General features: G+C 69.7%; 20 protein-coding genes, 1 tRNA gene and 1 pseudogene. 10 read left to right on the plus strand and 12 right to left on the minus strand.

What is annotated here, in order from left to right:
• Window positions 1–11: 11 nt before the first annotated feature.
• From nadD to MKP15_RS03840, 4 genes are all read left to right on the plus strand, one after another.
• Entirely contained in the window at window positions 12–707 is a 696-nt protein-coding gene (nadD, locus tag MKP15_RS03825; RefSeq protein ID WP_240211827.1) for a nicotinate-nucleotide adenylyltransferase, read from the plus strand.
• A gap of 59 nt (window positions 708–766) precedes the next feature.
• Window positions 767–1180 carry a ribosome silencing factor gene (gene rsfS / locus MKP15_RS03830; protein ID WP_161613581.1) on the plus strand — a complete coding sequence of 138 codons (414 nt, stop codon included), beginning with the start codon at window positions 767–769 and terminating at the stop codon, window positions 1178–1180.
• A 75-nt stretch (window positions 1181–1255) separates the two neighbouring features.
• Complete coding sequence (gene rlmH, locus MKP15_RS03835; protein ID WP_104939140.1) at window positions 1256–1726, plus strand: 23S rRNA (pseudouridine(1915)-N(3))-methyltransferase RlmH; 471 nt, start codon at window positions 1256–1258, stop codon at window positions 1724–1726.
• Window positions 1727–1750: 24 nt separating this feature from the next.
• Window positions 1751–1827 (plus strand) — tRNA-Asn (locus tag MKP15_RS03840).
• Window positions 1828–2092: 265 nt separating this feature from the next.
• Here MKP15_RS03840 and MKP15_RS03845 read toward each other — a convergent pair.
• The 7 genes and pseudogenes from MKP15_RS03845 to MKP15_RS03875 form a co-directional block, all read right to left on the minus strand.
• A pseudogene (locus MKP15_RS03845) lies at window positions 2093–2554 on the minus strand (alpha/beta fold hydrolase); the annotation flags it as partial.
• A 245-nt stretch (window positions 2555–2799) separates the two neighbouring features.
• Window positions 2800–3258, minus strand: coding sequence for a hypothetical protein (locus MKP15_RS03850; RefSeq protein WP_240211829.1), 459 nt, complete (start codon window positions 3256–3258; stop codon window positions 2800–2802).
• Window positions 3255–3596 carry a PadR family transcriptional regulator gene (locus MKP15_RS03855; protein ID WP_161613584.1) on the minus strand — a complete coding sequence of 114 codons (342 nt, stop codon included), beginning with the start codon at window positions 3594–3596 and terminating at the stop codon, window positions 3255–3257. Before MKP15_RS03855 ends, MKP15_RS03850 begins: the two co-directional genes overlap by 4 nt.
• Window positions 3597–4309: 713 nt before the next feature.
• Window positions 4310–4699 (minus strand): hypothetical protein, encoded by a 390-nt coding sequence (locus MKP15_RS03860; RefSeq protein WP_240211830.1) that lies wholly within the window; start codon window positions 4697–4699, stop codon window positions 4310–4312.
• Between the two features lie 453 nt (window positions 4700–5152).
• Window positions 5153–7885 (minus strand): TonB-dependent receptor, encoded by a 2733-nt coding sequence (locus MKP15_RS03865; protein ID WP_240212072.1) that lies wholly within the window; start codon window positions 7883–7885, stop codon window positions 5153–5155.
• A 282-nt stretch (window positions 7886–8167) separates the two neighbouring features.
• Window positions 8168–8830, minus strand: coding sequence for an energy transducer TonB (locus MKP15_RS03870; protein ID WP_240211831.1), 663 nt, complete (start codon window positions 8828–8830; stop codon window positions 8168–8170).
• A gap of 200 nt (window positions 8831–9030) precedes the next feature.
• On the minus strand, window positions 9031–9765 hold the full coding sequence (locus MKP15_RS03875; protein ID WP_161613589.1) for an SIMPL domain-containing protein: 735 nt from the start codon (window positions 9763–9765) through the stop codon (window positions 9031–9033).
• A 208-nt stretch (window positions 9766–9973) separates the two neighbouring features.
• Here MKP15_RS03875 and MKP15_RS03880 point away from each other — a divergent pair, with 208 nt between their 5' ends.
• The 4 genes from MKP15_RS03880 to tldD all read left to right on the plus strand — a co-directional run bounded on the left by MKP15_RS03880 (window position 9974) and on the right by tldD (window position 17515).
• Window positions 9974–10549: a Maf family nucleotide pyrophosphatase gene (locus tag MKP15_RS03880; protein WP_240211832.1), complete on the plus strand. Its 576-nt coding sequence runs from the start codon at window positions 9974–9976 to the stop codon at window positions 10547–10549.
• Window positions 10550–10553: 4 nt separating this feature from the next.
• On the plus strand, window positions 10554–12044 hold the full coding sequence (gene rng / locus MKP15_RS03885) for a ribonuclease G (RefSeq protein WP_161613591.1): 1491 nt from the start codon (window positions 10554–10556) through the stop codon (window positions 12042–12044).
• A gap of 130 nt (window positions 12045–12174) precedes the next feature.
• Window positions 12175–16002 (plus strand): YhdP family protein, encoded by a 3828-nt coding sequence (locus tag MKP15_RS03890; RefSeq protein ID WP_240211833.1) that lies wholly within the window; start codon window positions 12175–12177, stop codon window positions 16000–16002.
• 52 nt (window positions 16003–16054) lie between these two features.
• Window positions 16055–17515: a metalloprotease TldD gene (gene tldD / locus MKP15_RS03895; RefSeq protein ID WP_161613593.1), complete on the plus strand. Its 1461-nt coding sequence runs from the start codon at window positions 16055–16057 to the stop codon at window positions 17513–17515.
• 28 nt (window positions 17516–17543) lie between these two features.
• Here the strand turns inward: tldD and MKP15_RS03900 are convergent, their stop codons facing one another.
• On the minus strand, window positions 17544–18278 hold the full coding sequence (locus MKP15_RS03900) for a hypothetical protein (RefSeq protein ID WP_240211834.1): 735 nt from the start codon (window positions 18276–18278) through the stop codon (window positions 17544–17546).
• 1 nt (window position 18279) lies between these two features.
• Complete coding sequence (yjgA, locus tag MKP15_RS03905; protein ID WP_104939134.1) at window positions 18280–18864, minus strand: ribosome biogenesis factor YjgA; 585 nt, start codon at window positions 18862–18864, stop codon at window positions 18280–18282.
• A 195-nt stretch (window positions 18865–19059) separates the two neighbouring features.
• On the opposite strand from yjgA, the gene pmbA reads away from it, so the two are divergent.
• Both pmbA and MKP15_RS03915 read left to right on the plus strand, forming a co-directional pair.
• Window positions 19060–20427, plus strand: a complete 1368-nt coding sequence (pmbA, locus tag MKP15_RS03910) for a metalloprotease PmbA (protein WP_240211835.1) — start codon at window positions 19060–19062, stop codon at window positions 20425–20427.
• A 95-nt stretch (window positions 20428–20522) separates the two neighbouring features.
• Complete coding sequence (locus tag MKP15_RS03915; protein ID WP_104939132.1) at window positions 20523–20882, plus strand: DUF4870 domain-containing protein; 360 nt, start codon at window positions 20523–20525, stop codon at window positions 20880–20882.
• Between the two features lie 103 nt (window positions 20883–20985).
• Here the strand turns inward: MKP15_RS03915 and MKP15_RS03920 are convergent, their stop codons facing one another.
• From MKP15_RS03920 to tilS, 3 genes are read right to left on the minus strand one after another with little or no spacing between them, the layout of a single operon-like run.
• Window positions 20986–21864: a farnesyl diphosphate synthase gene (locus MKP15_RS03920; RefSeq protein ID WP_240211836.1), complete on the minus strand. Its 879-nt coding sequence runs from the start codon at window positions 21862–21864 to the stop codon at window positions 20986–20988.
• Entirely contained in the window at window positions 21854–22114 is a 261-nt protein-coding gene (locus tag MKP15_RS03925) for an exodeoxyribonuclease VII small subunit (protein WP_104939130.1), read from the minus strand. The genes MKP15_RS03920 and MKP15_RS03925 overlap by 11 nt, the downstream gene beginning before the upstream one ends.
• A gap of 31 nt (window positions 22115–22145) precedes the next feature.
• Complete coding sequence (tilS, locus tag MKP15_RS03930; protein WP_240211837.1) at window positions 22146–23444, minus strand: tRNA lysidine(34) synthetase TilS; 1299 nt, start codon at window positions 23442–23444, stop codon at window positions 22146–22148.
• Window positions 23445–23467 lie beyond the last annotated feature (23 nt).

A 23467-nucleotide genomic window follows, 5' to 3' on the forward strand; every position in this document is an offset into this window, starting at 1 on the left:
CCGTGATGGTCATGCCGGGGCCAGGCCCGGACCGGTCCGGTGACGGCCTGCTGCTGCTCTACGGTGGCACCTTCGACCCGGTGCACAACGGCCACCTGGCCATTGCCCGCCGCGCCCGTGACGAACTGCAGGCGCCGGTGCGGCTGATGCCGGCCGCCGATCCACCGCACCGGCCGCCGCCCGGTGCCGATGCCGCGCAGCGCATGCGCATGCTGGAACTGGTGGTTGCCGGCGAGGACGGCCTGTGCGTCGACCCCCGCGAACTGCGCCGCGCCGCGCGCCAGCCCGGGGTACCGTCATGGACCGTGGACACCCTGCGGGAACTGCGCGCCGAAACCGGTGCCGCGGCTCCGGTGGCCCTGTTGATGGGCGCGGACAGCCTGCTGGGCCTGCCGACCTGGCATGAATGGGAGCACCTGCTGGAACTGGCGCATATCGTCGTCGCCGAGCGTCCCGGCAATGCGCTGGACGGGCAGCTGCCCGCCGTACTGGCCGCGCGCCTGCGCGACGCCTGGGCGGACGATGCCGCATCGCTGCGCGCACGGCCGGCCGGGCGGGTATGGCGCCTGCGCCAGCCGCTGCAGGCCGAATCGGCCACCGCCGTGCGCGGCCTGATCGCCGCTGGCGGCGCCTGGCGCGGGCTGGTGCCGCCCGCCGTCGCCGCCTACATCGCCGCCCACCGCCTGTATGGATGCGCCACGGCGTGAATGCCGGGCCGGTCCGGGTTCTCTATAATCGCCGCTTCAATTCATCGAGTTCTGCCGCTTTGACCACCGAAGCCCAAGTCATCAAGACCCAGTTGCCCAATCCGCCGCCGTCCGTTCCCGCCCTGCTGGCCTCCGTGCACGCGGCGCTGGAGGAGCTCAAGGCCAAGGACGCCGTGGAGATCGACGTCCGCGGCAAGTCCAGCGTGGCGGATTACCTGGTCATCGCTTCGGGCACGTCGACGCGCCACGTCAAGTCGATCGGTGACGAAGTGGTGCGCTTCGCCAAGGACCTCGGGGTGATGCCGCTGGGCGTTGAGGGCGAGCGCGAGGCCGAGTGGGTGCTGGTGGACCTGGGCGACGTGATCGTGCACGTGATGCTGCCGCGCGTGCGCGAGTTCTACGCGCTCGAGCGCCTGTGGACGGTGGGCGACCAGCCGCCGTCGTCGGCCGACGACGAGCAGCAGGCCGGCTGACCTGCCCGGCCACATGCCACGCGACGGCGCCGCAGGGCGCCGTCTTCGTTTCGACGCCGTGCCGGGAGCCGCGCCATGAAAGCCAGACTGATCGCCACCGGGGAACGCGCGCCATCGTGGGTGGCGCAGGGATTCGCCGAGTACCAGAAGCGCCTGTCGCACTGGTTGCCGCTGGAGCTGGTGGAGATCGAGCCGGGCCTGCGTGGCAAGGGGCGCGACCCCAGGCGCGCGATCGAGGACGAAGGCCGGCGGGTGCTGGCGGCGCTGCCGAAGAATCCATACGTGGTGGCGCTGGACGTGCCCGGGCGCCAGCTCAGTTCCGAGCAGCTCGCGCAGCGGCTGGAGCACTGGCGCGCACAGGGGCGCGACCTGGCGTTCCTGATCGGTGGCCCGGAAGGGCATTCGCCGGAGGTGTCGGCGAGCGCCGACGAGAAATGGTCGATCGGGCCGCTGACCCTGCCGCACATGCTGGTGCGGCTGGTGGTGGCCGAGCAGTTGTACCGCGCCGCGGCGATGCTCGCCAATCACCCCTACCATCGCGCCTGACATGCGTATAGAATGCGCGTCCCCGCCCGAATAGCTCAGCCGGTTAGAGCACTTGACTGTTAATCAGGGGGTCGTTGGTTCGAGTCCAACTTCGGGCGCCATAGATTCAAGCACTTAGGGCCGCGCAAGCGGCCCTTTTTGCTGTCCCGGAAAAAATGCCTGTTGGCGCGCATCCAGAACCGACCCACTTTCCGTGGTGGTGCGCACGCAAAACTGACCCGCCTGCAGCCCGCATCCCGAGCCTTTCGGCTCAGGGGATCTCAGGAGTGATCAACATGGTCATGTTGGTCAAGATCCGGCAGGTGTATTTCCGCGACGGCCTGCCGTGCCGGTCCGTCTCCGTCAATACGGCTGGCTGACGTGGCATCAAGCCACTTGCTGACGGACTTCAGGCGAACGTGTCGGCTCGTCCGCTTCCGGGGCCTTGTTCATGGCCGCGAGCAAGGTGCGCCGAGCTTCGATGCTAGCGCCCGTTGCGGGCGGCATGCCTACACTGGCCATTGTTAGCGGGTCAGCAGGCATCGGATTGAGTGGAGTCCCCGAGTTCGCCATCAGCAAGGCCAGGGACGACACGCGTTCGGGTCGTTTGGACGCAAGCCATCCGGAAACCGTCGCGCCAGCCGAGGCGCCGATGAGATGGGCTTTCCTGATCTTGGCATGATCCATCACCGCGATCACGTCCCCGGCCATGCCTTGGGCAGTGTGGGCAGTCGACGGCTTCTCACCCTTGCCAAGCTGCGCGAACAGGGCGGCCGAATCCACTGGACCCTTCGCGTCGAGACGTGTCGAACATCCCACATCGCGTGGTTCCAGCTTCAGAACGCGATAGCCATGCTCAAGTAGTCATTGGGTCAAGGCCGTCGGCCAGTCTTCGGCATGTTCCCCGGCGCCGGGTACCAACACGACGACTTCTCCCTGTTTGGATTCTTCAGACGTGTAGGCGATCTTGACCTCGCCATGAGCAGCGATGATTTTGCCGGCGCAGATGGGATCTGGTTGCTGGGCAACGGTTTATCCTGGAAAAAAGCAGCAGGAGACTGCCAACGCCAGCGCACTGGCAAAGCAAGAACGATTCATGGTGATACTCCTTGGGAGCGGGGGTGGTGTGCTCGCCGCTGCGCCCAATAGCCCAGCACTGCGAACACGATGGTGATGACCGTGAATGCCCAAGGGGCGGCAGAGAACGAGGTGGCGAGAACCAGACCCAGGTTGCTCAGCCAGCTTTCTCCGTGGATGGCCCGGGGAATCAGCAAGGTCAGATTGACGAGGAACAACGCAGCCAGCGTGATCAGGATGACCATAAAGTACGCAGGCGCGAGCATGCCCGGAATCACGTGGGGGTAGTCGGCATAGCGTGCGGCCACGACAGGCGGCGGACCGAACTGACGTAGACGCTGCTCGATCTCGGTCTCCTCGCACTCATCGCCGATGATCTCTTCAATATCTTCTCGGACCCTATGAAGTACACGCGAACGCTGATTTGGCAGCATCCAACAACCCACGTGCTTCAAATATCTGTCAACGGCGTTCATGGCTGTTCTCCATTGAGCAAGGCCAAACTTCCAGAAAGCGCATGCCATTGGCCAAGCATTTTGCGATGTGCGGACTTTCCTGCATTTGACAACCTATAGAATCGTTTCAGGCGCGAGTCTTCTGGTCTTCGCTCACTGCTCAGGAATCCCTGTGCCTCCAGGCGACGCAACATCGGATAGAGCGCGCCTTCTTCAATAGGGAGCTCGGCTTCCGCCAGCCAGACCCGGAGGTCGGCACCACAATATTCACGACTCTGCAGTGCACTCAACACAGCCAGCACCAGAGTGCCGCGGCGTAACTCCTGGATCAGGTTGGCTTCTTCGGCATGGCCGGTCATGTGGATCTCCTTTTCACATAGCGTCGCACACTGTGTATCGCACAGTCAATGTGTCAATCTCTTGGTTGACCTGCTTCTGGAGGCCAACCTCGCGCTCCAACTGCGGTGACGCCAGGGATTCGACGCCTGCGGTCAGCAAGGGCCAGAGGGCAACCGCATGGCTTTCACCGAGCGGAACGTCACCATGTCTGCAATCACGAAGGCCACGACTATCGTCCAGGCCGGCGATACGTCAGGCACCCTCATTCAAGCGCGCGCCGCACTTGAGCAGGGCCGCAAACTGTTCATCCTCGAAAGCTGCTACCAAACTCGTCGATCACTTGGTCCTACGTGTACGAGAAAGAGGGCGCGCATCGAGTTAAGAATTTCGACGAGATTCGAAAAGTACTTGGACGTGCTGAACAAGTTATCGAAGGATGATCGGTTGATGGTCGGCGACCACTACCATCCAAGCAAAGACGACGAAGTCCGGTGCTTCGCCGAGTCCACCCCGGCGAATCAGCTTGTCCGTAACACCAGGCGCGACGTCGTCTACCGCACTGATCCGCCATCGGGCGCATGGCACTACGAAGTTTTGGACATCGGTCGCGTTGGCTTCCTTCTGTCGCAACGCATTGATGCAAATGCTGCCGCCACGTGCGTTCTTGCTGCACCCTCGGTCGTCAAGCCAGATGCGATCTGCGATAGCCGCAATCTCGACATGCTCAGCAGCGTCAGGCGTTGCGTTGTCCGTCCGCACCAACGACCACTGGCATCAGGTGCCAGCGGGGTTCGCCATAGGCCCCGAAGGGATCGGATACCAGGTGCAGGCCGGAAACGCCGATGCCAGCGGCATGACATTGGCGCGCGGTTCGCGCCCAGTGTTTCTTCTGCAACCCATACAACGCGAGCGCGTGGTCTTGAGCCGCGCTGCAGATGCGTTCGAGTGCATCATCCGGGTCGGACGCACATGCTCGCTCCTGATCGATCATGGCCACCAACCACGCATGGGTGAGTGGCATCGCCATGTGGCACACCCGTTGGTCGCTGATCGAACGCGTGGTTGCCGCTGCGATGGTTTCCTCGAGATGCTCGGTGCCGACCATGCCACGCTCGGTGAGCATGCGGTTGACCGAGAGCCGGTAGGAGGCGGCATCTGCGCCTGATCTCTGCAAGCACGCGAACCGTTGCTGCGAACGCCTCTTTCCATGAACCATCGAGGCCGCCAGGTTACGGCTGATCGCATGATCCAGGGTGCGCCGGATGTTCTGGCAACGACGGGCCAGTGCCTTCCGCTCTATGCATCCAGAATCCGGTGGATACTTAACGTTGCATTTCGACGAAGGTACCAGCACGCTGCTGACAGAAACACCGAGAATCAAGTGCTCTTGGCGCAGGACTTCTGCCGGAAACAAGGAAGTAGGCGCCCAGCAGAATCTGAAACTTCCAACTTCGGGCGCCAGATTCGAAGGCCTGCATCGCAAGATGCAGGCCTTTTTCGTTGCGCGCGCGCTGCCGGCCGGAAATGCACAGGCCCGGGCATGCCCGGGCCTGTGCAGCCGGCGATCCGTGGCCGATCAGTTGAACGTGTACTTCGCGCCCAGGGTGTAGTAACGGCCGATGGCGCCGCTGTAGTGCAGCGGGTTGTAGTTGACCGCGCCATAGGTCAGCGGATCGAGCGGGGCGATGCGGTCGGTCAGGTTCTGCACCGAGCCGAACACCTCGAACGCATCGGTGACGCGCCAGCGCCCGGACAGGTCGATGCTGTAGAACGACGGCAGCTTGCAGCCGTCCGGGGCATCGCTGCCGTCGGTGAAGTGGTTGGCGCAGCTGTCGCCCTTGAACGCGACGTTGTCGAGGCTGCCGATGTAGTTGGCGATGGCGCTGACGCTGAAGCGGTCCATGTCCCAGGTCAGGCCGAGGTTGAGGCGGTCCTTGGGCGTGCCGATGCAGTTGGTCACGTCGCAGTTGCCGTGGGTGCCGGCGTACTCGTACACCGCGCCGGCGCCGTCATCGCGCTTGAACGAGTTGATCCGGGTCCACTGCAGGTCCGCCACCAGCTTGCCGTAGTCGCCCAGCGGCACGCGCTGGCGGATGTCGAAGTCGAAACCACGCACCGTGGTCTGCGCCGAGTTGATGTAGTCCACGCTCACCGCCAGCAGGCTGCCGCTGTTGGGGATGCCCGGCAGGTCGTTGTCCGAGCGCACGCCGCGGCCGGCGGCCAGGGCCTGGTCGGTATCGCCCTGGTTGATCTCGTTGGTGCGCTTGATCTGCCAGGCGTCGAAGGTCAGCGTGGTGGTCGAGGTCGGGTCCAGCACCAGGCCGGCGGTGTAGCTCTTGGACTTCTCCGGCTTCAGGTTGGGGTTGGCCGAGGTGATGATCGCCAGGTTGACCGCGCAGTCCGCCGCGGTGGCGCCGGGCGCCGGGGTGCCGCCGGGGCAGCGCACCGGGTCGCGTGCGGTGCTGAACGCCGCCAGCCCGCCATCGCCGGCTTCGGCCGCGCCCGGGGCGCGGAAGCCCTCGGCGTAGGTGGCGCGCAGCGCGATCCATTCGGCCGGGGTCCACTTCACGCCCAGCTTGGGCGTGCTCGCGGTGTCGCCACCCTGGTACTTGTCCACGCGGAAGGCGCCGGAAAGTTCCAGCGACGGCAGCACCGGCGCCACCATTTCCACGTAGCCGACGGTTACTTTCTGGGTGCCCTTGTAGGCCGAGTAACCCAGGCCGATGATGTCGCCGATATCGGTGTAGGTCTGCGGATCGAGCTGCGCCTTCTGCCGCCGGTACTCGGCGCCGAAGGCCAGCCCCAACGGGCCGCCGCGCAGCTCGGTGAGGGTGCGCGACGCCTTGAAGTCGATCATGTCCAGGCTGGTGTTGGCGTTGGCATGGATCGTGGGCGAAATGTAGTCGTACAGGGCCTGCGAGTTGAGCCCGGCGTTGGCCCCCAGGCGCCACCAGCCGACCGGGCTGTTCGGGTCGGACAGCGCGGTGCGCACGTGGCTGTAGCGCAGGAAGCCGGTGCGCTCGTTGACCAGCTGCGTGGCCGAGTGCAGGTAGGCGGTGTCGATGTCCCAGTCGCCCACGGTGCCCTTCATGCCGACCAGGAAGCGGGTGAACTCATTGGTGTTGCGGGTCACGCGCGGGCCCACGTCGAACGCGGCGTAGCGCAGCCGCGCGTTGGCGCCCAGCGGGTTGTCCGGGTGCCCGGCACCGAGCACGGTGGCGCCGGCGCCGCTGCTGGCGTTGACCGGCCCGCCCGGATAGCCCCACGAGCCGGAGACGCCGCTGGGAGTGTTGTAGAACTCGGTTTTCTTCTTCGAGTAGCCGAACTCGCCGTACAGCTCGAAGTTGTCCGACAGCGCGAACGTGCCGCGCGCGAACAGGTTGCCGAACTCCTCGCTCGGGCTCAGGCTGCGGAAGTCCTGGGTTTCCCACAGGCAGCCGCCACCGGGGTCGGCCGGGGTGATGCTGGAGAATTGCGCGCAGCCCGGCAGCGACTGGTACAGCCCGGTCAACGGATCGCGGATGCTGCCCGCCGGGGAATTGCCGGCCACGGTGCCGCCGGCGGTGATGGCGCCGTTGAGCGGGAAGTTCTGGCCGCCGGCGACGCGGTCGTAGCCGTAGGGGCTGAGGTCGCCGTTGCCGATCCACTTGCGGTTGCGGCGGTCGGAGATGCGGATGCCGTCGGTCTTGCTGACGTCGAGGCTGATGAAGGCGTTGAAGCCGTCCTCGGCGAGGCTGCCGATGCCCGCGGTCAGCGAACCGCGGCGGGCATTGCCGTCGCTGTCGCCGGACATGCCATAGGACGCCTTGGCGATGGCGCCGGTGAAGTCGTTGCGCAGGATGATGTTGACCACGCCGGCGATGGCATCCGAGCCATAGATGGCCGAGGCGCCGTCCTTCAGCACCTCCACCCGCTCGACCGCGTCCATCGGGATCACGCTGAGGTCGGTGAACACCTTCTGGCCATCGTCGGCCAGGCCGTAGGGCGCCATGCGGCGGCCATTGAGCAGCACCAGGGTCGATGCCGCGCCGAGGCCGCGCAGCGAGATGCCGGAGCCGCCGCCGGCGAAGCCGGTGCCGAAGCTCTTGGGGATGGAGCCGGCGCCGTCGCTGGTCAGGGTCTGCAGGTACTCGCCGATGGTGGCCTTGCCGGTGCGGTCGATCTCCTGGCGGGTGATCACCTGCACCGGCGAAGCGGTCTCGGTGGTGACCCGTGGGATGTTGGAACCGGTGACGGTAATGCGGTCGAGGTTGGTAGGCTTCTCATTCGCAGCGCTCTGCGCGAGTGCGGCCGGGGCGGCGACGGCCAGCGTGGCCGGGACCAACAACAGGCGCGCGAGGCTGGTGGCAATGCCGGCGCAGAGACGGTTCGGGCGGCAGGCGGGCTGCCGATGGGTCGGATGTTTCACAGTCTTCTCTCCAAGGGAACTGCGGCAGGCGACCGCCGGACCGGCGGCCAGGGACATCGACGGCCGCGAATCTATGTTTTCCCCAGGTGAGGTGATCGTGAAAAATGGATTAATACGCGCGCCTTCACGCCGGTGCCCGCCGGGAAGCGCGGCGGGGCGCTTCCCGGCGGTCCGGGGACGGGCTCAATTCAGCTTGAAATCCACCGGCACCAGGCCATAGGCCTGCACCGGCCGGCCGTTGTCGATGGCCGGCTGGAACTTCCACTGCCGCAGTACCTGGGTGCGCGCGGCGTTGTCCAGGCTGCGGTTGCCGCTGCTGCGCTCCACCCGCACTTCCAGCGGCGAGCCGTCGACGTCGACCAGCACGCGCAGGGTCACCGTGCCCTGCGCGCCGACGCGCAGCGCGTCACGCGGGTAGGCCGGGGCCGGCGCATGCAGGTAGCGCAGCTGCACGCCCGCCAGCGGCGCCGGCGGGGCGACCGAATCGGCCACCGCGGCGATATCGGTGGGCGCGACGGCCGCGGCCGGTGGCGCGATGACCGCCTCGGTGGCGAACACCGGCATCGGCGCGTCCTCCACCGGGGCCGGCAGGGCGTGGCGGGTCGGCGGCGGGGTGTGGCTGACCACCGGGACTTCCGTCGGCGGTGGCACTGGCACCACCGGGACGATTTCCGGCAATTGCCAGCGTGGCTCCTGGCGGACGGCGTCGTTGCGGATGGGGGCCTGCGACAGCGGAATCAGCAGTAGTCCCGCCGCCAGCGCATGCAGCGCGATGGCCGTGCTGTAGGCGAGGATGCGGGAGGTGTCGAAACGGATCGGGGAAGTGCCGGAATGCGTGCGGACCATGTACCACCTCCATGCAGGGGCGTGTGCCGGATACAACGCTCGGTGGCGCGGGACGGGGTTGCATCGACCCGGCCCGCGCAGCCCCAGTGCGCCCGCAAATCCACGATCCGGCAAGCGGGGCCGGGTTTTCCGGTCAGCCAGCAGACAGCAAAACGGCGCCCGCAGGCGCCGTTTTCCGGAAATCCGGGTGCCCCTGGGGTTCAGCGGCCCAGTTCGAACACCACGTCCAGGTTGACCGACAGCGTGGTCTCGCCCGGGGCCACCGCGGTATCCATTTCGGCCTTGCCGGCACGCGCCATCGCCATCATCGGCATCGGCGGGCGGAAGCCGCCGCTGCTGCCTTCGGAGATGCTGACGATGCGGCGCACGCGCAGGCCCAGCGACTTGGCGTAGGTCTCGGCGCGGGCCTGGGCCTTCTTCAGCGCGGCCAGGCGGGCCTCGTCATAGACCGGCTCGGGCTGGTCGATCTCGAAGCTGGGGCCGTTGATCTGGTTGGCGCCCTGCGCGGCCAGGCTGTCGAGCACCTTGCCCAGCTTGGTGATGTCGCGCACTTTCAGGCTGACGGTGTTGCTGGCCTGGTAGCCGGTGATCTTCGGCGCCTCGTTGTCGGCGTAGCGGTACTGCGGGTTGAGGTTGACGCCGCTGGTCTGGATGTCGCGCTCGGCGATGCCGGCGGCCCTGATCGCGGCCATCACCTTGTCCATCTGCACCGCGTTCTCGCGCATGGCGGTGTTGCCGTCGGCGGCCTGGGTGACCACGCCGGCCGACAGCGTGGCCACGTCGGGGACGCGCCGGGCTTCGGCCTGGGCGGAGATGTTCAGCAGGGTCGCGTCGCTGGCCACGACGGCCGGGGCGTTCTGGGCGTGGGCGGTCATCGGGGCTCCCGAAGCGAAGGACAGGGCGAGCAGCAGCGGGGCGAGGGTGGAATGGCGCATGTGGATCCTCCTTGGACGGATGCGAGGGTGGTGCGGTGGCGATGAACGGGCGGTGAGGCCACGCGGGGTCGGGGCCGCGGCGGGGGTGTTGCCGGTCGTTCAGGGGGCGATGGTCCCAGCGTAGGCGCTAACGCCCCGCCATGGCGAGCATGGTCATGCGCCGCCGATGACAGGCGCGGCCGCAACGGGCGCAGGTTATGCTTCGCCGATGCTCTATCTTGCTTCCCGCTCCCCCCGTCGCAACGAACTGCTCGCGCGGCTGGACATCCCGTTCCGCGCGCTCGACCTGGAGGTCCCGGAATGCCGGGGCGCCGACGAATCGCCGCTGGCCTATGTGCGCCGGGTCGCCCTGGACAAGGCGCGCGCCGGGCTGGCGCAGGTCGCCGGCGACCCGCAGCCGGTGGTACTCGGTTCCGACACCGAAGTGGTGCTGGGCGACCGCGTCTACGGCAAGCCCGTCGATGCCGCCGACGCCGCGGCGATGCTGCGCTCGCTGGCCGGGCGCACCCACCGGGTGATCACCGCGGTGGCCCTGGCGGCGCCCACCCGCGAGACACAGGTGGTGGTCGAATCGGAGGTGACGTTCGCGGCGATGACCGAGGACGAGATCGCCGCCTATGTCGCCAGTGGCGAGCCGATGGGCAAGGCCGGCGCCTATGCCATACAGGGGGGCGCCGAACGCTGGATCAGCCGGCTGGCGGGGAGCTATTCGGGCGTGATGGGGCTGCCGCTGCAGCAGACCGCCGCGCTGCTGCGCGGGTTTGGCGTGACCGGGAAGGATTGAACCGATGTCCGAGGAAATACTGGTGAACGTCACCCCGCGCGAGACCCGGGTGGCGGTGATCGAGAACGGCATGCTGCAGGAGCTGCACATCGAGCGTGGCTGGCGCCGCGGCGTGGTCGGCAACATCTACAAGGGCCGGGTGCAGCGGGTGATGCCGGGCATGCAGGCGGCATTCGTCGAGGTCGGGCTGGAGCGCGCCGCGTTCCTGCATGCCAACGACGTGGTGCGGCCGGCACCGGTGGCCGCCGACACCGAGGAAACCGCGCCCAGCCTGCCGCTGCCGTCCTCGGTGCCGATCGTCGAGCTGCTGCGCGACGGCCAGGACGTGGTGGTGCAGGTGGTCAAGGACCCGATCGGCAGCAAGGGCGCGCGCCTGACCACCCAGGTCAGCATTCCCTCGCGCTACCTGGTGCTGCTGCCGCAGTCGAAGATGGTCGGGGTGTCGGCGCGGATCGAGGACGAGGCCGAGCGTGCGCGGCTCAAGGCGCTGGTCACCGAGATATCCGCCCAGCACGGCGGCTATGGCTACATCGTGCGCACCAACGCCGAAGGCCAGCCGGCCGAGGCGCTGGCCGAGGACATCTCCTACCTGTCGCGGGTGTGGAACGTGGTCGAGCGCCGCGGCCGCGAGGCGCCGCCGCGCAGCATCATCTACGAGGACCTGAGCCTGCCGCTGCGCTCGGTGCGCGACCTGATCCGCAAGGACGTGGAAAAGGTGAAGGTGGACTCGAAGGAAACCTTCGGCCAGCTGCAGGCGTTCGTCGCCAAGTACATGCCGGTGCTGGCCGAGAAGCTGGAGCTGTACACCGGTGATCGCCCGATCTTCGACCTGTACGGGGTGGAGGACGAGATCGGACGCGCGCTGGACAAACAGGTGCCGCTCAAGTCCGGCGGTTACCTGGTCATCGACCAGACCGAGGCGATGACCACCATCGACGTCAACACCGGCTCCTTCCTCGGCCAGCGCAACCTGGAGGAGACGGTGTTCCGCACCAACCTGGAGGCGGCGCAGTCGGTGGCGCGGCAGCTGCGGCTGCGCAACCTGGGCGGCATCATCATCATCGACTTCATCGACATGGTCGATCCGGAGCACCGCCGCCAGGTCCTGCGCACGCTGGAGAAATCGCTGGCGCGCGACCATGCCAAGACCACCGTCTACGATTTCTCGCCGCTGGGGCTGGTGGAGATGACCCGCAAGCGCACGGTCGAGAGCCTGGAGCGGCAGCTGTCCGAACCGTGCCCGGAATGCGGCGGGCGCGGCAGCATCAAGACCACCGAGACGGTCACCTACGAGATCTTCCGCGAGATCACCCGCGCCGTGCGCCAGTTCGACGCCGCGCGGCTGCTGGTGATCGCCTCGACCAAGGTGGTGGCGCGCATCACCGACGAGGAATCGGCGGCGGTGGCCGAGCTGGAGGAATTCCTGGGCAAGAGCATCCGCTTCCAGGCCGACGACCAGTACCTGCAGGAACAGTTCGACGTGGTCCTGCTGTGAGCAGGCGCCGGCGCCGCGGCGGAACGGGCCGCGTTCATTGCCCGTGTGGCAATGTGGCCCGCTGCGTGCCGCAGGTGACCGCCCCGGCTGCCTGCTGACCCCTGGCCCCTGATCCCCGGCCCCGAACCCGATGCCCGTGCTGTCGCGCTACCGTCTCCGCCACCTGCGCCGCCATGCGATCTATGCGCTGGCCGTGCTGCTGGTGGTCGTGGCCGTGCTGGTGGGCAGCCTCAACCAGTTGTTGCCGCTGGTGGAGCGGCACCCGGACAAAGTGGCGGCCTGGCTGAGCGCGCGCGCCGGCCAGCCGGTGGCGTTCGACCACCTGGACACCGCCTGGACCCGCCGCGGCCCGCTGTTGCGGCTCGATGGCCTGCGCATCGGCCAGGGCGAAGGCGTGCGCATCGGCCAGGCCGAGGTGCTGGTATCGCTGTATTCCGGGCTGCTGCCCGGCGCGCCGCTGACCGAACTGCGCCTGCGCGGGCTGGCGCTGACCCTGCAGCGGGCCGACGATGGCCGCTGGTCGGTGCGCGGCCTGCCCACTGCCGCCGCCGCCGGCGATCCGATGGAAACCGTGCGCCGGCTGGGCGAGCTGCAGGTGATCGGCGGCCGCCTGCGGCTCGACGCGCCGTCGCTCGGGCTGGACACCGAACTGCCGCGCATCGACCTGCGCCTGCGCGTGGACGGCGATCGCATCCGCGCGGGTGCGCGGGCCTGGATCGCCCACGATGCCGCGCCGGTGACCGCGGTGGTCGATTTCCAGCGCCAGCGTGGCGATGGCACCGCCTGGATCGCGGCGGCACCGGCCGACCTGTCTGCCTGGCGTGCGCTGCTGCACGTCGGTGGCCTGGACGTGCGCCGCGGCACCGGCACGATCCGCACCTGGGTGGCGCTGAACGACCACCGCGTGGCGTCGGTCATCGCCGATGCCACGCTGGAGCGGCTGGAACTGGCCGGCGCGCCCTTCGCCGCCGGCGGCAAGCCGCCGGTCACCGGCTTCGACAGCCTGCGGCTGCGCGCGCGCTGGCGCCAGGACGGTGACCGCTGGTACGTGGATGCGCCGCAGTTGCGGGTGGCCACCGGCACGGCCGGCAGCCAGGTGCTCGACGGCCTGCACCTGGGCGGTGGGCGCGAATTCGCGCTGCGCGGGCGGCGCATCGACGTGACGCCATTGCTGCGCGTGGCCGCGCTCAGCGACGCCGTGGAACCGGTACTGCGCCACTGGCTGTACCGCGCCGCGCCGGTGCTGCGCTTCGCCGACGTGGATATCGCCGGGCAGGCGGGCGGGGCCATGCACGGCGCCGGCGAGCTGGAGGAAGCCGCGTTCGCGGCGGTCGCCGGCAGCCCGGGGCTGAGCGGCCTGCGCGGGCGCTTCGAGGGTGATGGCCAGGCGGTGGCGCTGCGGCTGCAGCCGGCGCATCCGCTGCGCTTCGACTGGCCGACCGGGTTCGGGGTCGTCCACACCCTGAAGCTGGACGGCCAGGCAGTGGTCTGGCGCGAAGGCGCCGGCTGGCACGTCGCCACGCCGGCCATGCGCGTGCAGGGCAACGATTACGCGGCCAACGTGCGCGGTGGCCTGTGGTTCCAGGGCGACGGCACGCGGCCGTGGATCAGCCTGGCCGCGCAGCTGGACGACGTGCCGATCACCGCGGCCAAGGGGTTCTGGGTGCGCTCGCACATGAGCCAGGCCGCGGTGGACTGGCTGGACGGCGCGCTGGTCGACGGGCAGCTGCGCGGTGGCGTCGGCCTGGCCGTGGGCGACCTCGACGACTGGCCGTTCGACGGCAACGATGGCCGCTTCGAGGCCGGCGGCCGCATCGACAACGGCACCCTGCGCTTCTCGCACGGCTGGCCGGCGATGAGCGGCGTGGATGCCGACATCACCTTCATCGCCAATGGCTTCGCGCTGCAGGGCAAGGGCAGCCTCGGCGGGGTCAAGGTCGATGCCTTCCGTGCCGGCATCGCCGATTTCCACGAATCGCGCCTGAAAGTGGACGCGCGCACGCTCGACGACAGCGGGCACCTGCTGGCCCTGCTGCGGCAGAGCCCGCTGCAGGGCAGCTACGGCGAAACCCTGGATGCGCTCAGTGCCAACGGCCCGGCCGCGGTCGATTTCGGCCTGTCGCTGCCGCTGCGCGGCGGCGAGGGCCAGGTCAGCGGTACCGTGGAGCTGCGCGGCGCGACCCTGGCCGACCGCCGCTGGGACCTGCGTTTCGACAACGTGCGCGGCAAGGCCGAGTACGCCAGTGACGGCTTCCGCGCGACCGCGCTGCAGGTCAGGCACCGCGAGCACGACGGCGTGCTGTCGCTCAGCGCCGGCAGCCCGGTGGGCGATCCCGGCAATGCGTTCGAGGCCGAGCTGACGTCTTCGCTGGCCGCCAGCGACCTGCTGGACCGCGCGCCGGAGCTGAAATGGCTGCAGCCCTACGTGCACGGCACCTCGCGCTGGACCATCGGCGTGGCCCTGCCCAAGGCAGCGGCCGGCAGCCGTGTCGCGCCGCCGACCACGCTCAGCCTGCGCTCGGACCTGCAGGGCACGCGGCTGCAGTTGCCGGCGCCGCTGGACAAGCCGGCCGCCGACACCCTGCCGACCCGGGTCACCGCCAGCCTGCCGCTGGGCAGCGGCACCACCGAAGTCGCCTTCGGCCGGCGCCTGGCGCTGGCCGCGCGCACGCACAACGGCCGTACCGGCGTACAGGTGACCCTGGGCAGCGACCGGGTCAGCCGCGAGCCGCCGGCCGACGGCCTGGTGGTGGACGGGCGCACGCCGTCGCTGGACGCGCTGGAGTGGATCGGCCTGGCGCGCGGGCAGGGCGGCGCGGGCGGCGCCGATGCCGACGGCGTGGCGCTGAAGCAGGTGGACGTGCTGGCCGACCAGTTGCTGCTGGTCGGTGGCCGCTTCGAGCAGACACGGCTGCGCCTGCGCCCGGGCAAGGACGCGGTGGCGGTGCAGCTGGAAGGGCCGTCGCTGGCCGGCGACCTGTCGTTCCCCGCGGCCGAGGGCGGCACCGTCAGCGGTACCCTGGCGCGGGTGCACTGGCAGGCGGCCACGGCCGTGGCCGGCGAGGCCGGCGACCGTCCCGCGGACCCGGTGGAACCGGCCAAGGTGCCGCCGCTGGCGCTGGACATCGGCGACCTGTCCTTCGGCAAGGCCGAACTGGGACAGACCACGCTGCGCACCCGCCCGCTGGCCGACGGCCTGCAGGTGTCGCAGCTGCAGTTCCGCTCGCCGAAGCAGGCCATCGACGTGACCGGGCAATGGCGCGGCACCGGTGCCCAGGCGCGGACCCGGTTCGAGGCGGCCGTGCGCAGCGAGAACCTCGGCGGGCTGCTGGACAACCTCGGCTATGGCGGGCAGTTGCGCGGTGGCCAGGGACAGTTGCAGTTCAACGCCGGCTGGGATGGCGCGCCGGCCGCGTTCAACCTGGCCGGGCTGGAAGGCACGCTGGACATCGATATCCGCAACGGTCAGATCCTGGAGGTCGAACCGGGGGCGGGACGGGTGCTGGGCCTGCTCAGCGTCGCCCAGCTGCCGCGCCGGCTGCTGCTGGATTTCCGCGACTTCTTCTCCAAGGGCCTGGCGTTCAACCATGCCGAGGGCCGCGTCGCGTTCGGCGACGGCCTGGCCCGCACCGACCGCATCGGCATGCAGGGGCCGGCGGCGGACATCACCATCCGCGGCCAGGCCGACCTGCGCGCGCAACGGTTCGACCAGACCGTCGAGGTCAACCCGCGCTCGGGCAACCTGCTCACCGTGGTCGGCGCGGTCGCCGGCGGCCCGGTGGGCGCGGCGGTCGGAGCGGCCGCCAATGCGGTGCTGGGCAAGCCACTGGGCGAGATCGGCGCCAGGACCTATCGTGTCACCGGTCCGTGGTCCGACCCGAAGGTGGAAGTGGTCGACCGCGACGCCCCGCGCCTGCCGCCGCCGGCGCAGCAACCGGCCGGCGCCGGTAGCCCCTGACCGACGCTGCCGCAGGCTTGCGAACCCGTGGCCTGCCCCCATCTGGAAAGCCATGACCGACAACGCCCTGATGCTCGCCGAATCCCGCCTGCTGCTGCCGGCCGGGCTGGATGCCACCCGCCTCGACCGCACCTTCGGCACCCTGCTGGGCCCGGGGGTGGATTTCGGCGACCTGTATTTCCAGCACTCGCGGCGCGAAAGCTGGAGCGTGGAGGACGGCATCGTCAAGGACGGCGCCCATTCGATCGAGCAGGGCGTGGGCGTGCGCGCCATTGCCGGCGAGAAGACCGGTTTCGCCTATTCCGACGACATCCAGCCGGCGGCGCTGCTGGCCGCCGCGCAGTCGGCACGCGCGATCTCGCGCGACGGCGGCAGCTGCGACGCGCGCGCACTGGCACACGGCCAGGCCCGCGCGCCGGCCACCCGGCCGCTGTACCCGGCGCTGGATCCGGTGGACAGCCTCGGCAACGAGGCCAAGGTCGAGGTGCTCAAGCGCCTGGACCGTTACCTGCGTGCGGCCGACCCGCGCGTGCAGCAGGTGATGGTGAGCCTGTCCGGCGGCGTCGATACCGTGCTGATCGCGCGCAGCGATGGCGTGCTCGGCGCCGACGTGCGCCCGCTGGTGCGCTTGAACGTGCAGGTGATCGTCGAACAGGACGGCCGCCGCGAGTCCGGCTATGCCGGTGGCGGTGGCCGCCATGGCTACCAGGAACTGTTCGCCGATGGCCGCCCCGAGGCCTTCGCCCGCGAAGCGCTGCGGCAGGCGCTGGTCAACCTGGAGGCGATCCCGGCGCCGGCCGGGGTGATGCCGGTGGTGCTGGGGCCGGGCTGGCCGGGCGTGCTGCTGCACGAGGCGGTCGGCCACGGCCTGGAAGGCGACTTCAACCGCAAGGGCACCAGCGTGTACGCCGGCCGCATCGGCGAGCGCGTCGCCGCCCCGGGCGTGACCATCGTCGACGACGGCACCCTGGAAGGCCGCCGCGGCTCGCTCACCATCGACGACGAAGGCACCCCGACCCGGTGCACGACGCTGATCGAGGACGGCATCCTGGTCGGCTACATGCAGGACACGCTCAATGCGCGCCTGATGGGCGTGGCGCCCACCGGCAACGGCCGCCGCGAATCGTTCGCGCACCTGACCATGCCGCGCATGACCAACACCTACATGCGCGCCGGCAGCCACGACCCGCAGGAAATGATCCGCTCGGTGAAGAAGGGCCTGTACGCGGTCAACTTCGGTGGCGGCCAGGTCGACATCACCAGCGGCAAGTACGTGTTCTCGGCGACCGAGGCCTACCTGATCGAGGACGGCCGGATCACCGCCCCGGTCAAGGGCGCGACATTGATCGGCAATGGCCCGGAAACCATGCAGAAGGTGCGTATGGTCGGCAACGACCTGGCGCTGGACGAAGGCGTGGGCATCTGCGGCAAGGACGGCCAGAGCGTACCGGTCGGCGTCGGCCAGCCGTCGCTGCTGATCGACGGGCTCACCGTGGGCGGCACCCAGGCCTGAGCCGTGGCGTGGTGGCTACCGCGCCGCCCTAGCCGTTGTACATGTAGATCACCCGTTGCCGCGCCGGGTCGATGACGATCACCCCGCTGCGGCCGATGGCGTAGTAGCTGCCGGGGGTGGAGATGGCCTGCTGCACCGCGCCCCAGACCCGGGCGTCGATGGTGATGCAGAAGCCGCCCTCGTCCTGCGCGCAATGGCGGGTGACATGGCGGCGCGCGTCTTCGTCGAGCGGCGTCTCATGCCACGGTCCGTAGCGGCCGCGGGTACGCGGGTCGTCGAGGCGCAGCGGCATGTCCGGCAACCCGCGCAGGTAGCCGATGCCGTGCTGCCGCAGCGCCTGCGCCGCACGCGGTGGCAGCGGGAAGACGCGGATGCCGGTCTCGTTGTCGCCGGGCAGGGCGAGCAGCGGCAGCCCCCAGCGCTGTTCCTTGCGGTAGGCGATGTCGTGCACGTCCAGCTGCCAGGGCACCACGGCCAGATAGGCGCTGCGCAGCTTGAGCTGGACGCCGGCGGCCAGCGCCAGCGGCGGCAGCAGCAGCGCGCAGGCCAGCGCCAGCGCGAAGGTGCGCCGCGAGCAGCGGCGGTGGATGGCCGACAGGCCGGCAATGGCGACCCCGGTGGTGCCCAGCAGCGCGGCCGTGCCCAGGCACAGCCCGCCGAGCACGCTGCCGTAGAACCCCGCCAGCGCGGACCGCAGCAGTAGCCCGAGGCCGGCCAGCAGCATCGCCGCCAGCAGCATGGCCAGGGCCCATTCGCGGCGCATGTCAGGCGGTCGGCTGGTCCGTGTCGTCGGCCTCGTCCGCGGCCGGCTCGGCATCGGCGCCGGCCAGGGCCGGCAGCATCAGCTCGCGCAGCGCCTGGTAGATCTCGCGGTACGCGCGCGGCGGCTTGTTGCGGGCCTTCTCCGCCAGCGCATTGCGGACCAGGGTGCGCAGGGCCTGGCGGTCGGCATCCGGGTACTCGTCCAGCAGCTCGGCCAGGGCGGCGTCGCCCTCGGCCAGCAGCCGCTCGCGCCAGCGCTCGATGCGGTGCATCAGCGCCACCGCGCGCTTGGAAGTCTCGCTGTTGGCTTCCATCGCGTCGCGGATGGCGTCCAGGGTGGCGTCATCCTCGCGGCGCATCTGCTTGGCCAGGAACGCCAGCTGGCGCTTGCGCGCGCCATGCGAGGTGATGCGCTTGCTGTATTCGATGTGCTCCAGCAGGTCGGCGGGGATCGGCAGGCGCGCCAGTTGCGCGGCCGTCAGTTCCACCAGCTTCTCGCCCAGCGCCAGTACTTCCAGCGCCTCGCGCCGGTTCTGGCTGCGGCTCTCGCTGAAAAATTCGCCGGTCTCTTCGTCGCGTCCGCGCATTGCCTTGTTACTCGATTAAAGTTGATCCGTTGTGCCCCTCTGCCACCGGGGAGAGGGGGGAGGGCATGGGCAAAGTCCCGCGATGCCGGGTGGCATGGGGCCTGGCCCGTACCCGCATCCGGCGCTTCACGCCACCTTCCCCGGCCGGGGAAGGAAACGGCCGGCTCCGGCCTGATTCGTTGAAAGGATAAAGCATTGAACACCATCACCACCGGAACCTTCGCCGCCGACGACAGCCTGCAGCGGCTCGAACACCTGGCCGGCATCTCGCAGCGGCTGCTGGACAAGGCCCGCGCGCTGGGCGCCAGCCAGGCCGAGGTCAGCTGCAGCGAGGACCGCGGGCTGGACGTGAATGTCCGCCTGGGCGAAGTGGAAACGGTCGAGTCCACCCACGACCGCGGTATCGCCGTCACCGTGTATTTTGGCCAGCGCAAGGGCAGCGCCAGCACCGCCGACCTGCAGGACGGCAGCCTGGAGGCGACCGTGGCCCAGGCCTGCGCCATCGCCCGCCACACCGAGGACGATGCGGCCGCGGGCCTGGCCGACGCGGCGCTGATGGCGCGCGACTTCCCCGACCTGGACACCTGGCACCCGTGGGCGCTGGACGCGCATGACGCGGTGGAACTTGCCCTGGCCTGCGAAGCGGCCGGGCGTGGTGCCGATCCGCGCATCGCCAATTCCGATGGCGCCTCGGTGGCCACCGCGCAGAGCCTGTCGGTCTACGCCAACTCGCATGGCTTCATCGGCCGCGAACGCAGCAGCCACCATTCCATCGGCTGTGCGCTGATCGCCGGGCAGGGCGACGGCATGCAGCGCGACGGCTGGTACAGCAGCGCCATCGCCCGTGCCGACCTGCAGGACCCGGAGGCCATCGGCCGCCGCGCGGCCGAGCGCACCCTGGCACGGCTGCAGCCGCGCTCGCTGGCGACCGGGCAGGTGCCGGTGCTGTTCGCCGCGGAAGTGGCGCGCTCGCTGATCGGCCATCTATTGTCGGCCGTTTCCGGCGGCGCGCTGTACCGGCGCGCCAGCTTCCTGCTCGACAGTGCCGGGACGCGGTTGTTCCCGGAGTGGTTCGCCATCGACGAGCGGCCGCGGCTGCGCCGTGGCCTGCGCTCGAGCGCGTTCGACGGCGAGGGCGTGGCCACGCGCGATTCGGCGCTGGTCAGCGGCGGCGTGCTGCAGCGTTACATCCTGGGCAGCTATTCGGCGCGCCGGCTGGGCCTGCAGACCACGGCCAACGCCGGCGGCGTGCACAACCTGGCGGTCGCGGCCAATGCCGGCGACCTGCGCTCCATGCTCTCGGGTATGGGCAGCGGCCTGCTGGTCACCGAGCTGATGGGCCAGGGGGTCAACGGCGTGACCGGCGACTACTCGCGCGGCGCCAGCGGTTTCTGGATCGAGAGTGGCCAGATCGCCTGGCCGGTCGACGGCATCACCATCGCAGGCAATCTGAAACAGATGTTCGCCAGCATCGAGGCGGTGGGCAATGACGTCGACCCGCGTTCACATATCTCGACAGGATCGATCCTAGTCGGGACAATGACGGTCGCGGGCGACGAGTGACGTAATTCTTCGGCTGCCGCCGCTGCGGGGCACTCCGGAGGACCGCGGATGACAGCACCCCACACATTCCACAGACCAAGGTAAAGGGAAACACCATGAGCGATTACGAGAACAGCACTCCGCCGGCGGCAGGTTCCGACGACAACACCATGGCCATGCTGGTGCACCTGTCGGGCATCATCCTGGGCTTCATCGTGCCGCTGATCATGTGGCTGGTGAACAAGGACAACCCGCAGAAGTCGTTCCTCACCGACCAGTCCAAGGAAGCGCTGAACTTCCAGCTTACGCTGCTGGGCATCTACATCGTCGGCACCATCCTGTCGATCATCCTGATCGGCGCGCTGATCAACCTGGCCGCCTGGATCGCCTGCATCGTGCTGAGCATCGTCGCGGGTCTGGCGGCCAACAAGGGCCAGGCGTACCGCTATCCGTTCGCGATCCGCCTGATCAAGTAATCCGGCGGCAGCATGCGGCAGCGAAAAGGCCCGGGATTCCCGGGCCTTTTCCGTTGCGGGGGTGCATGTGGCCGGACGCGTGCGGCGCGTGCCCGCTGGGGCCTCAATGCGAGCGCCGGATCGCCAGCTCGGCCAGGGCCGACAGTGCGTTGGCACCTGCACCGAACGGTGCCAGCGCGTCATGCATGTCGACCGCCAGCGCTTCCAGCCGTGCCTTGGTGCCGTCCATGCCCAGCAGTGCCGGGAAGGTGGACTTGTCCTGCGCCGCGTCCTTGCCGGCCGTCTTGCCCAGCTGCTCGGAGCTGGCCTCGACGTCGAGGATGTCGTCGCGCACCTGGAAGGCCAGGCCCAGCGCGTCGGCGAAGCCGTCCAGCCGTGCCAGCTCGGCATCGCCGGCGCCACCGCACAGTGCGCCCATGCGCACCGCGGCGCGGATCAGCGCGCCGGTCTTGAGCGCGTGCATGCGTTCCAGGCCGGACAATGGCTGCCGGCGGCCGGTGGCGTCGATGTCCAGTGCCTGCCCACCGCACATGCCGGCCGCGCCGGACGCGGTGGCCAGGGTGCGCAGGCAGGCCACCGCCAGCGCCGGTGGCAGCGGAGCGTCGGCAAGCAGCTCGAAGGCGCGGGTCTGCAGCGCATCGCCGGCCAGGATCGCGGTGGCCTCGTCGAACGCGACGTGGGTGGTGGGACGGCCACGGCGCAGCGCGTCGTCGTCCATCGCCGGCAGGTCGTCGTGCACCAGCGAATAGGCATGGATCAGCTCGACCGCGCTGGCCGGTGCGTCGAGCAGCGCCGGGTCGGCGGCGAACAGGTGGCCGGCGGCGCGCACCAGCAGCGGCCGCATGCGCTTGCCGCCGCCCAGCACGGCGTAGCGCATGGCCTGGTGCAGGCGCTGCGGCGCGGCGTCGGGGTCGGGCAGGGCGGCGTGCAGGTGCTGTTCGGTACGTTCGATCCAGCCGGCGAACAGGGCCTCAGTCGACATCGCCGGCCTGTTCGAACGGTTCGGCCTTCTCCGGCTGCGCCGGATCGGTGAGCAGGCGTACGCGCAGTTCCGCCTGCTCCAGCGCCTGCTGGCACTGGCGGTACAGGCCGACGCCGCGCTCGTAGGCGGCCAGCGACTGTTCCAGGCTCAACTCGCCGGTTTCCATCTTCTGCACCAGCTGCTCCAGCTCTTCCAGCGACTGCTCGAAGTGGGCGACCGGCGAGGTCTCGTTGGGGGACTTCTTGGGCATGGGGGAAGTGTGAGCGGCGGGCGCTGACGGGTCAATTCGCGCTGCCCGGGGGCTGCCAGCGCAGCTGCGCGCGGCGGGACTGCAGCCAGTCCCGCAACGGTGCGGCGACGATGCCGTCGCCGGCGGCGAGCACCTGCGTGCCGTCGCACAGCAGCGGCAGCTGCGGGCGCAGCCACGGCGGGATGTCCGACGCCTGCAGGCGGTGCTTGAGCAGGTGCGAATGGGCGCGGCCGGGCAGGCGGATGCGCTCGCCGCCCCGGCGCTGGCGCACCTGCAGCGGCGCGTCGAAGCCGGGCGCGCCATGCAGCGCCAGTACCCCGCCATCGGGCAGCGGCAGCGGTGTGCGGCCGTCCCAATCGGCCTGCCAGCCGTCGGGCCAGGGCGGGTACACGGCGGCGACCTGCAGGCGGTCGCGCCAGCGCACGATGCGCGCCTGCTGCCAGCGGAACTCCGCCTGCCGGTCATGGCCGGCGCCGAGCAGGTCGTGCTGGATGCGGGCCACGCCATGGCCCGGCAGCGGTGGCAGACCGCATTGCCGCGCCCACAGGCGCAGCACGCGGGCGCAGGCGGGCGCCGGCAGCGCCGCCAGCGCGGCGACCGACAGCGCGTGGCCGTCATCGCCATCACGGCAGGCGTGCAGCCATCGTTCGTCCTGCGCCTGCAGCAGGGTCGTGGCCTCGCCGGCGAGCGCTGCGCTGCGCGCGAACACGGCGGCCGCGTCGGGCCAGCGCGTGGCCAGCAGCGGCATCACCGCGTTGCGAAGGAAGTTGCGGTCGAAGGCGTCCTCGCCGTTGCTGGGGTCGTCGATCCACGGCAGGCCGTGCCGGCGCGCATGCGCTTCCAGTGCGGCACGCGGAACGCGCAATAGCGGCCGCCACAGCTGGCCGGCGCCGAACTCGCGGTATTCGCGCATCGCCGCCAGTCCCTCCACCCCCGAGCCGCGCAGGGCGCGCAGCAGGAAGGTCTCGGCCTGGTCGTCGCGGTGGTGCGCCAGCGCCAGCCGTTCGCCCGCCTGCAGCAGGCCGGCGAACGCCGCGTGGCGGGCGCGGCGCGCGGCGGCTTCCAGGCCTTCGCCGGCCGCCACGTCCACCTGCACGTGCACCACCCGCAGCGGCACCTGCCATTGATCGCAGACGCGCTGGCAGTGTGCGGCCCAGGCGTCGGCGGCGGGCTGCAGCCCGTGGTGCACGTGCACGGCGCGCAGGCCAAGCGCGCGCGCCGCCGGGGCGTGCGCCAGCAGGTGCAGCAGCACGGTCGAGTCCAGCCCGCCGCTGAAACCGACCAGCACGGGCGTGGTGAGGTCCGGTAGCGGTGGCAGGGCGGATTCCATCGGCGCCATTGTAGGAGGCGCAC

The organism is Stenotrophomonas sp. Y6, assembly GCF_022436665.1.
GTDB classification, from domain to species: Bacteria; Pseudomonadota; Gammaproteobacteria; order Xanthomonadales; family Xanthomonadaceae; genus Stenotrophomonas; species Stenotrophomonas acidaminiphila_A.